At 60.7% G+C, this 9,579-nt stretch carries 8 protein-coding genes and 1 pseudogene; 5 read left to right on the plus strand and 4 right to left on the minus strand.

What is annotated here, in order from left to right:
• Positions 1-145 precede the first annotated feature (145 nt).
• Positions 146-902, plus strand: a pseudogene (locus AC6RA4_RS19675) (IS5 family transposase).
• Positions 903-911: 9 nt separating this feature from the next.
• Here the strand turns inward: AC6RA4_RS19675 and AC6RA4_RS19680 are convergent.
• The 4 genes from AC6RA4_RS19680 to AC6RA4_RS19695 form a co-directional block, all read right to left on the minus strand.
• Positions 912-1,691 carry a DeoR/GlpR family DNA-binding transcription regulator gene (locus AC6RA4_RS19680; RefSeq protein WP_500163267.1) on the minus strand — a complete coding sequence of 260 codons (780 nt, stop codon included), beginning with the start codon at positions 1,689-1,691 and terminating at the stop codon, positions 912-914.
• A gap of 195 nt (positions 1,692-1,886) precedes the next feature.
• Positions 1,887-2,849 (minus strand): ABC transporter substrate-binding protein, encoded by a 963-nt coding sequence (locus AC6RA4_RS19685; protein ID WP_500163268.1) that lies wholly within the window; start codon positions 2,847-2,849, stop codon positions 1,887-1,889.
• 156 nt (positions 2,850-3,005) lie between these two features.
• Positions 3,006-4,040 carry a betaine/proline/choline family ABC transporter ATP-binding protein gene (locus AC6RA4_RS19690; RefSeq protein WP_500163270.1) on the minus strand — a complete coding sequence of 345 codons (1,035 nt, stop codon included), beginning with the start codon at positions 4,038-4,040 and terminating at the stop codon, positions 3,006-3,008.
• A gap of 32 nt (positions 4,041-4,072) precedes the next feature.
• On the minus strand, positions 4,073-6,028 hold the full coding sequence (locus tag AC6RA4_RS19695; protein WP_500163271.1) for an ABC transporter permease: 1,956 nt from the start codon (positions 6,026-6,028) through the stop codon (positions 4,073-4,075).
• Positions 6,029-6,233: 205 nt separating this feature from the next.
• Between AC6RA4_RS19695 and AC6RA4_RS19700 the strand changes: the two genes are divergently transcribed.
• The 4 genes from AC6RA4_RS19700 to AC6RA4_RS19715 all read left to right on the plus strand — a co-directional run bounded on the left by AC6RA4_RS19700 (position 6,234) and on the right by AC6RA4_RS19715 (position 9,532).
• Positions 6,234-7,511: an NAD(P)/FAD-dependent oxidoreductase gene (locus tag AC6RA4_RS19700; RefSeq protein WP_500163272.1), complete on the plus strand. Its 1,278-nt coding sequence runs from the start codon at positions 6,234-6,236 to the stop codon at positions 7,509-7,511.
• A gap of 4 nt (positions 7,512-7,515) precedes the next feature.
• Positions 7,516-8,409: a choline/ethanolamine kinase family protein gene (locus AC6RA4_RS19705; RefSeq protein WP_500163274.1), complete on the plus strand. Its 894-nt coding sequence runs from the start codon at positions 7,516-7,518 to the stop codon at positions 8,407-8,409.
• Between the two features lie 45 nt (positions 8,410-8,454).
• Positions 8,455-9,252, plus strand: a complete 798-nt coding sequence (hisN, locus tag AC6RA4_RS19710) for a histidinol-phosphatase (protein ID WP_500163275.1) — start codon at positions 8,455-8,457, stop codon at positions 9,250-9,252.
• A gap of 85 nt (positions 9,253-9,337) precedes the next feature.
• Positions 9,338-9,532, plus strand: coding sequence for a hypothetical protein (locus tag AC6RA4_RS19715; RefSeq protein ID WP_500163276.1), 195 nt, complete (start codon positions 9,338-9,340; stop codon positions 9,530-9,532).
• Positions 9,533-9,579: the final 47 nt, after the last annotated feature.

Here is a 9,579-nt window from a genome sequence, read left to right on the forward strand (position 1 = left end):
AAGGCCGACCATGCATTAGCATTTAACCCGGACCACTCGATGGGGTCAGCTCATCGGCATCTTTGCTCGCCACCGCTTCCTAGGCTCAGGACCCATTGATTTCCCCTTAGCAGCGTGATTCAGCGTTCGAAAAACGAGCGGTGACATGTCTGATCTCTTCTGGCTGAGCGACGCGCAGATGGCGCGTCTTGAACCCTATTTTCCGAAGTCCCACGGCAAGCCTCGCGTCGATGATAGACGTGTGCTGAGTGGGATATCTTCATAAACCGTCATGGCTTGCGCTGGCGGGATGCGCCGAAAGAGTATGGCCCTCACAAGACGCTTTACAATCGTTGGAAGCGATGGAGCGACAAAGGCATCTTTGCTCAGATGATGGCCCGGCTGGCTGCCGAACACGGCGAGAAGAAAACGGTGATGATTGATGCGACTTACCTGAAAGCACATGGCACCGCGTCCAGCCTGGACGCGAAAAAAGGGGGCGTGGCCGCCTGATCGGTCGCACCAAGGGCGGTATGAACACCAAGCTGCATGCTATCTGCGACAGCAACGGCCGCCCGATCACTTTCTTCGTCTCCGCCGGCCAAGTCAGTGATTACATTGGGGCGCGAGCGTTGCTCAGCAGCGTGCCCGATGTCGTCTGGTTGCTCGAGGATCGTGGATACGACGCCCATTGGTTCCGAGAAGCGTTGCAAGACAAAGGGATACGCGCCTGTATCCCGGGCCGAAAACAACGCAAGACAACCGTGAAATACGACAAACGTCGCTACAAACGCCGGAACCGTATCGAGATCATGTTCGGTAGGCTCAAGGACTGGCGCCGTGTCGCGACCAGATATGACAGATGCCCAAAGGCCTTCTTCTCCGCCATCGCTCTCGCCACAACTGTCATCTATTGGCTATGAGTCCTGAGCCTAGCCTTGACGCGTTGCCGTCCCCGCGTCCGACCTGATCACCTCTCCACGCGGGAGGTGCAGGCTCCGGTCCGCGTCGACATCCGTGACGAGAAAGTCGATCTCGTCGGGACGGCAGATCGAAACACGGCTCTCGACGCCGATTTTCTCGAAATGACACAGCAGGATGCACTTGCGTGAACGGCGGATCATCGCGCGGGCGATTTCCGCTTCATGCAGCTGATAGTCCGTTGCACCTCGCGCCGGGTGGTAACCCACTGGCGAAACAACGGCATAGTCAGCGAGGAAGCGATCGATCCCCGAAAGCGTCATCTCTCCGAAATTCGCGGGCACATCCGAATCCGGCGCACCGCCGAGCAAAAGCACCTGCCCACTTCCCGACTGCGCGATCAGGCGAGCGATCTCGAACGAGTTCGTGATGACCCTGATATCCTTGCGCTGGAGGATCGCACGGGCAAACAGCAGTGTCGTGGACCCGGCATCGACGAAGACGATCGAGCCTTCCTCGATCAGCGAAGCAGCACGGTGACCAATGGCTTCCTTGCGGTCGGCATAGACACCCAGACGATCGGCAAAGCCCGGCTCGGGCATGAAGCGGGGTTCCTTGAGCAGTGCGCCGCCGTGCACGCGCACGAGATCGCCCTTCTCCTCCATTTCGAGAAGATCCCTCCTCACTGTCTCTCTTGAGACGTCGAACAGGTCGGCAAGCTTGCCGGTGAAGACCTTGCCGTCGCGACGGGCGATCTCCAGAATTCTGCTGTGGCGCTCGTGCAGCCACATGCCCGTTTCACTCACAACCGCTCCTCCCAGTGCGCCATCCATACCGCCTGACCGACAGGAACCGAAGAAAGGCCCGCCCTGCCCGGCAACGCGGCGCCACTATCCATCAACACACGAGGCATCACAAGCAGACGTGTGGACCTGTGTGCAATTGTCACCCCTGCCGTGCGAAACACACGGCAGGGGTGCATGTGTTTACTGCATCCAAGCGGACCAGACGGCCTCGTTCTCTTCGACCCAGGCTTCGGCAACGTCCTGAGGCTCATTGCCTTCTTCCTCTACCTGGCGGAAGAACTCGGCTGCGGTCTCATCGGTTACGGTCATCTTGCGCAGCAGGGCGTAGGCTTCGGGCCAAAGCGCCTCGCCACCGGCCCATGCAGCCTTGTGCAGGATGCCGTAGGGCTTGCCACAGTCATAGGCCATGTCCGGGTTTACCCCCCAGGACGGGTCTTCGTAGCAGGCCGGCTCGTATTCCGGGAACTGAACGAAATCGCCTTCCATCTGCGTCGGCCACCAGTGAGGCACCCAAAACCACGCCATGATCGGTGCCTTGCGGCGATAGGCGGACGTGATCTCTCCGACGAGGGAGATGTCGCTGCCCGCATGGATCACTTCGAACGGAAGACCAAGCGACTCGACCCGCTCTTCGTCAAACCCTTCCCAAGCGACGGGAGCGCCGAGATAGCGGCCGTTCGGCGCGGTTTCGACATTCGAGAATGCCTCGGCACAGGCTGGTTCCTTGAGAGCTTCCCAGTTCGGAAGGCCCGGGCAGAACTCGGTCATGTAGGCAGGATACCACCACTCTTCACGGGCGGCGACGCCGGATTCGCCAAGGTCGAGCACGTTGCCGCTTTCGACGACTTCCGTGAAACGTGCCCACTGGGTGGTAGGCCAGATCTCGACCTGCACCGCAAGATCCCCGGTCTCGAGGCCCGCGAACTGCGCCATCGAGTCGGCCTGAACATATTCGACTTCGTAGCCCTGCTTTTCGAAAAGCTCGCCCGCGACATAGGCCGTCACTAGCTGGCTGGACCAGTCGTTCAGCACGATGACAATCGGATCGCTCGAGTCATCCGGTGCCGCCTGAGCAAAATGGATCGAACCGGCAAGCGCAAATGTCGCTGCGGCGAGGACCGATGTGGAGTTCTTCATTTTCATCTCATCATCCCTGTTTGATTTTTGTGACCCTGCACGAGGATCTGTGTCCGGATCGGGCTAAGATTAGCATGAGGTTGGCAATCACACAGATATTTCCCACATATAACCAACTTTCGAACCAGACCTCCAAGTTTTCGGTCATTTTTTGCACAACCATTACACGGCAACGTCACGCGCCATGGCACGGACTAGAGTTTCGGACGTGACGATGCTGCTTCCCTCAGGGTTGTCGACACGCACCCCTTCGGCATGGCTGGCGAGAAGGGCCAGAAAATCATCCACCCGCGCATCCGGCGCCACGCTGCGATATGTGATACCGGGTGCCGGCTCCACGCCGCCCAGCATGCCCGCTGTCAGAACCGAGGTCAGCGGCACCCCGCGGCTGAAATCCCGCACGTAGTCATCGACCGGGTTCAGCATCAGTTCCGCAGGAGTTCCGACCTGCACGACGCGCCCTTCGCGCATGATCATCATCCGGTCGGCAATTCGCAACGCTTCCTGAAAATCGTGAGTGATGAAGACAATGGATTTCTGAAGCTGCTTCTGAAGCCGGAGGAATTCGTCCTGCATGTTCCGGCGAATGAGCGGATCGAGCGCCGAGAAGGGTTCGTCGAGGAACCAGAACTCCGGCTCGACCGCCAGCGAACGGGCGATCCCAACCCGCTGCTGCTGGCCGCCTGACAGTTCGCGCGGATACGCATCCTCGCGCCCCGACAACCCGACCAGCTCGACCACGCGATACGCACTTTCTCTCTGCTTCGCGACGCTCTGCCCCTGCAGCTTCAGAGGAAGCATGATGTTTTGCAGGACGGTCAGGTTGGGCAGGAGGCCGAAATTCTGGAACACCATCCCAACCTTGTGGCGACGCAGATGGATCAGTTCAGCCTCAGACATCTTGAGGACGTCCTCGCCATCCATCATCACCTGTCCATGCGATGGCTCGATCAGGCGCGAGAGGCAGCGGATGACGGTCGACTTGCCCGACCCGGAAAGCCCCATGATCACGAAAATCTCACCGACGCGAACGTCGAAATCCACGGCGGCGACGGCCGGTACGCAACCCGCCTCGCGCATTTTCGCGATCGCGCGTGACGGGTCACGCAGGTCCGACGTCTCGGCAAAGAACCGGTCGGCCCCTTCTCCGTAGACCTTCCAGATGTTGCGGCAGCGAAGCTTGACGTCCTTGTCCATGGCGGCTCTTTCCGATGAGTTGAGAGAGGTGCTCAAAGCCCAAGGCGCGCCTTTTCGCGCCGCGCGTAGGCTTGAAGCAGCCGATCCGAGATGATGGCGATGAAGGCGACGCAGAGGCCGGCAACGAAGCCGCGACCCGTGTCGGTCCGCGCGAGGCCGATATAGACCTCTTGCCCAAGGTCCCGTGTGCCCACGAGCGCGGTGATGACCAGCATCGAGAGCGCCAACATGATGGTCTGGTTCAGCCCGAGAAGGATCTCTGGCATGGCGGCGACGCGCTTGATCTTGAAGAGGATCTGCCAGCGCGTGCAGCCGATCGCCGTGCCTGCCTCGACAAGGTCCTGCGGCACGTTGCGAAAGCCCGCATCGGTGTAGCGTATGATCGGGGCAAGCGCATAGGCGATGACAGCGAAAAGCGCCGAAACGTCGCCCGACTGGAAGAGCATCACGACGGGGATCAGGTAGACGAAGGAGGGCAAGGTCTGGAGTGTATCGACGAAAAACCCTGCGATCTTCGAAACCCGGTCATTCGTTGAGGCCCAGATTCCGATAGGCAATCCGATCACCATTGCTGCGAGGACCGACAATCCGATCAGGTAGACCGAGATCATCGCCTTTTCCCAAAATCCGGACACCGCGATGAACAGAGCGAGCCCGCCGACCGTTGCCGCCAGCCGCGCACCGCCAAGCCGCCAACCCACTGCCGCAAGCAAGGTCACGACAAAGATCCACGGCAGCCCGGTCATAAAGGCCTTGGTCGGTAGCAGGACGTAAAGCAGCAGGCCGTTCTTGAAGCCTTCGATGGCCCCGTAATACTGCATCACCACGATATCGAGGAGGCCATCCCAGAAGCGTGCAGTCGAGATCGTGAGGTCGTCTGGATATTCCGCAAGCGCAGGTAGCACGAGGCTAGCGAGCTGCAAAGCAACGCAGATCAGCAGAATTGCCCACCAGAAGCGCCCCTGCCCCGCTCGACCACCCGCGACAGGACGACGGCTGACGAAGGCGAGGCTGAATTTGTCCAGCAAGATCGCGAGCACGACGATGCCGAAACCAGCCTCAAGCCCCTGCCCGATGCGCAGCGACTTCAGCGCCCGCATGACGTCATGCCCGAGCCCCCCCGCCCCGATGAGAGAGGCGATAATCACCGCGTTCAGCGAGAGCATGATCACCTGGTTCAATCCGAGCAGCAGCGCCGGGCGCGAGGAGGGAAGCATCACCTTCCACAGCAACTGTCGCCGCGTCGCGCCTGACATGAGACCGCTTTCCCGGACACTTTCGGGCACGGTCGCCAACCCCAGCAGAACGGCTCGCACCATCGGGGGCATGGAATAGATCAGCGTTGCAATCATCGCCGACAGCGGCCCGAAGCCAAACAGGAAGAGGATCGGCAGCAAGTAGGCAAAGATCGGTACCGTCTGACAGAAGTCCAGAAAGACGTTCAGAGGGCCGCGGAAGGCAGGGCGCGAATAGGCGAGGACTCCGAGCAGGACGCCGAGGACGAGCGAGATCGGCACGACCATCAGGATCGAGGACAGAGTCCGCATGGCGCTTTCCCAGTAACCGAAAAGCAGCAGGTAGAGCGTCGCGGCCAGTCCCAGCGCCAGCAGCCGCTTGCCGCCAAGACGCCAGCCCATCGCTGCGGCCACGAGCATGAGCACGGGCCACGAGAGCGGAGACAGCTCCACATCGCCGATCTCGAAGCCCTCCCATAGCACCCCGTTCACGAAGTCGAAGGGCCATGACAGGAGCCAAGCTAGTGCGCGTGTCGCCTCGTTCACAGTGAAGAGTCCGAGGCTCGCATCCTCGACGAGCCAATCGAGCGCGGCGCCCACGACCTGCTGAACCGGAAGAACCAATTCCTCGGGGTAAGCTCCAAGCAATGCGACCGTTACCCCTAGCACCAGCGACAGTACGACGCAAAGTGCTGCGACCACCCAAGCCGCGACTCGCCTGGTTTCCGTTCCGGTTGCTTCGACTGACACCATTTTCCGCTCCGCTCCAACGCTCGTCAGAAGCACGCTAGGAAGCGACGGCCACAAAAATCAACACAACGACAACTAATTTGCCAAGTTTTTGCAAAAATTTTTGAAAGATGCTTCCTTATTCGTCGGATGCTGGCTAGCGTTCCCACAACAACACACAACTTTTGCAACAGGTAGCCTCATGCCACACACTCCAGAAATCTCGGCGATGACCTGCGTCTGGGACGTCACGGCCGCCCCTGCTCCGGAAACCGACCAGCTGGACACGACGGAAACGGTGGATGTGGCAATTGTTGGCGCGGGCTTCACCGGGCTGCGCACGGCACTAGAACTTGCCAAGGCCGGATCCAGCGTTGCCGTGCTCGAAAAAGAGACAGTGGCGTTCGGGGCGTCCGGGCGCAGCGGTGGGCAGGTCAACCTCGGCTTCAAGCAGGATCCCGAGGATCTGCTCACGATGATGGGGCCGAAATACGGCGAGCGGATGCTCAATGCGGTTTCCAAAGTGGGGGACGAGGTCTTCGGGCTCGTGCGTGAGCACGATCTGAATTGCGATCCGATGCAAGGTGGCTGGCTGAAGGCAAGCTATACCAGCAAGACCCGCGCCCGGCAGGAAAAGCAACGGAAACAGTGGCGCAAGTACGGTGTCGAGCTCACGATGCTCGACGGCAGCGAGATTCGCGAGATGTCAGGGGCCGATGGCTACAAGGCTGGTCTCGTCTACAGCCGTGGCGGGGCGATCCAGCCAAAGTCCTACACCCGAGAACTCGCCCGTGTCGCGCGGAGCCTCGGCGCGAAAATCTTCGAGCGCACCTCCGTGACTGCCATCGACCGGAAAGACGGCAAGATCATCGTAAGATCCGGCGACCGGCAGGTGATCGCGGAAAAGGTCGTGCTTTGCACCAATGGCTACACAGATGGTCTCTGGCCCGGCCTTTCCAAGACCATGGTGCCGATCCGCAGCGTTCAGGCCGCCACCGACCCGCTGCCCGATCACATCAGGGCGCAAATCCTGCCCAAGGGAAATACGCTCTCCGACATGCGCCGGATCATCTATTACTTCCGCTACGACCGTGACGGGCGCCTGACCTTTGGCGGCCTGGGCCCCTTTCGCGACCAATTCCGCCCCTCCGATTTCACCGGCCTGATCGAAGGCGCCACCAAGATTTTCCCGGCATTGGCCGGGGTGAAGTGGTCCTATCACTGGGGAGGCAGGCTCGGCATGACATCGGACGAGCTTCCGCACATCCACGAACTCGCTCCCGGGATTTACGCTGGGCTCGGCTTCAACGGTCGCGGCGTCGGCCTTGGAACGATCTTCGGGCGCAACCTCGCGACGCTGATGCTGACGGGCGATCCCGACAGCATCGAATTCCCGGTCGTCGAAGCGAAGAAATATCCGTTCTACGAATTCAGCGGTCTCGGCTTCCCCTTCGTTACCCGATGGATGGCTGTGCGGGACTGGGTGGACCTTCGTACGGATGGATGACGGAATGAAGATGCCGACCGAGATCATATCCCCCGAGGACCGGATCCGCGCCCTGCCCTGCTGGAACGGATCGATCGAGATCGCGCCGCTGGCGGGCGGACTGACGAACCTGAATTTTCGCGTGACCTGCGGCACCCGGAACTTCGTCGCGCGCATTGCTAGCGACGTGCCCGAACTTCACGTCTACCGCTGGCACGAGGTTCAGGCCAGCGAAGCTGCCTGCGACGCCGGAGTCGCGCCCGCGGTCCGCTATAGCGGTGGCGGCATCCTCGTGACGGATTTCATCGAGGGCAAGACGCTTGACGAGGCTGACATCCGAAGCGACGCCTACCTCACGCGTATCGCGCCGTTCCTGCGCGACATGCACGCACAGATTCCGCACCACTGGGGCGGTCCCACGCTGTCGATCTGGCCCTTCCAGGTCAGTCGGTCATTCGCGCGCTATCTCACTGACAGGCCCTGCCGCCACGCGGACCGGTGGAACGGGCTCATGTCCGCCTGTGACGCGCTCGAAAGTCTCGTCGGCCCCTCGGATTTCGCCATCACCCACAACGATCTCCTACCATCGAATTTCATCGACGACGGCGATCGGCTCTGGCTCATAGATTGGGAATACGCGGGCTCCAGCACTCCACTCTTCGACCTCGCCAATCTCGCGATCAACAGCGACCTGAGCGACGCGCAATGCGCCACGCTTGCCGAAGGATACGGGCTCGAGGCCGACGCAGGCCTCATGACACGCTTTGCGGCGTTCAAGGCCGCTTCCTCCCTGCGCGAAGCGGGCTGGAGCATGATCCAAGAGATCATTTCTCCGCTGGACGTGGACTACGTCGGATACACCGATATGGCGCTCGCCCGTTTCGACGATACCTGCGCCAGCCTCGGCATTTCGTCCTGACGGCGCAGGCAGATACTCAAATTCAATGTTGCGAGGCGCGAAAAGATGAAAGACGAACAGTTGGTGGCCTTGGATGCAGCCGCGAAATTTGCCGCCAGCGTTGCCGATGGAGCCCGCGAGATCGCCATGGGCTACTTCCGCAGGTCGCTGGATGTCGAGCGCAAGTCTGACGAGAGCCCAGTCACGATTGCGGACCGGGAGATTGAAAGTTACATACGTGCCCGTATTGTCGCGACCTTCCCGGATCACGGCATTCTCGGCGAGGAAGAGGCTCCCGAGAATCTCGACCGTCGCTATGTCTGGGTCATCGACCCGATTGACGGCACCAAGTCCTTCGTCACCGGTCACCCCCTTTTCGGAGGGCTCGTCGCCCTGCTCCGCGATGGGATTCCCTGCCTAGGACAGATCGACATACCGGGGACTGGCGAACGCTGGACTGCAAATGAAGGCGGCCCGGCTCGATTGAATGGAGCCGTTTGCAAGACGCGCGGATGCCGCACGCTTTCGAACGCATATGCCTACACGACGGACCCTGCGCTCTTTGCCGGAGAAGACAGAGCGATGTTCGAAGCGCTCCGGTCAAGTGTTGCGCAGATGCGCTTTGGCGGTGACTGCTACAACTATGCGTTGCTGTCTTCCGGCTTTTGCGACCTAGTGGTGGAAACCGGTCTGCAACCCTATGACTACCTGCCGGTGGTTCAGGTGGTCGAAAGTGCTGGCGGCGTGATCACCGACTGGAACGGGTTCGCACTGACCACGAAGTCGGACGGTCGCGTGCTGGCCGCCGCGACAAAAGACCTGCATCACGAGGCTCTCACATTCATTCGGGATGCGCTCGGCTGAGAGACTGTAGTTCCCCTGAATGAGAACTACCGCAGTTGCCGGGAAAATCCAGCATCCGGCGGTCCAAGGATGAGGAGCAGTGCAGATGCTGCCGCATATCTCGGATTTACTGATCGTGAAATGGGGCTCGCTGATTGGCGCTCTCGGAGCCTCGGGTGTCAAGGGGCTGCCGCAGCTGGGCGATCTGGCGCTGACTGCCGCGCTGCTGCAGCAGGGGGCGCATTACACCGGCCATCTTGCCCTTTCGCAGGGGGCAACCATCACCGGCCTGGTGAGCTGACCCCATCGAGTGGTCCGGGTTAAATGCTAATGCATGGTCGGCCTTCG

It is taken from the genome of Salipiger sp. (assembly GCF_059781815.1).

Bases quoted from the DNA above. Each gene is read 5' to 3' on its own strand.
- AC6RA4_RS19680 (WP_500163267.1), bottom strand. From the start codon at position 1,691: ATGTGGCTGCACGAGCGCCACAGCAGAATTCTGGAGATCGCCCGTCGC.
- AC6RA4_RS19700 (WP_500163272.1), top strand. From the start codon at position 6,234: ATGACCTGCGTCTGGGACGTCACGGCCGCCCCTGCTCCGGAAACCGAC.
- hisN (WP_500163275.1), top strand. From the start codon at position 8,455: ATGAAAGACGAACAGTTGGTGGCCTTGGATGCAGCCGCGAAATTTGCC.
- AC6RA4_RS19685 (WP_500163268.1), bottom strand. From the start codon at position 2,849: ATGAAAATGAAGAACTCCACATCGGTCCTCGCCGCAGCGACATTTGCG.
- AC6RA4_RS19695 (WP_500163271.1), bottom strand. From the start codon at position 6,028: ATGGTGTCAGTCGAAGCAACCGGAACGGAAACCAGGCGAGTCGCGGCT.
- AC6RA4_RS19715 (WP_500163276.1), top strand. From the start codon at position 9,338: ATGCTGCCGCATATCTCGGATTTACTGATCGTGAAATGGGGCTCGCTG.
- AC6RA4_RS19690 (WP_500163270.1), bottom strand. From the start codon at position 4,040: ATGGACAAGGACGTCAAGCTTCGCTGCCGCAACATCTGGAAGGTCTAC.
- AC6RA4_RS19705 (WP_500163274.1), top strand. From the start codon at position 7,516: ATGAAGATGCCGACCGAGATCATATCCCCCGAGGACCGGATCCGCGCC.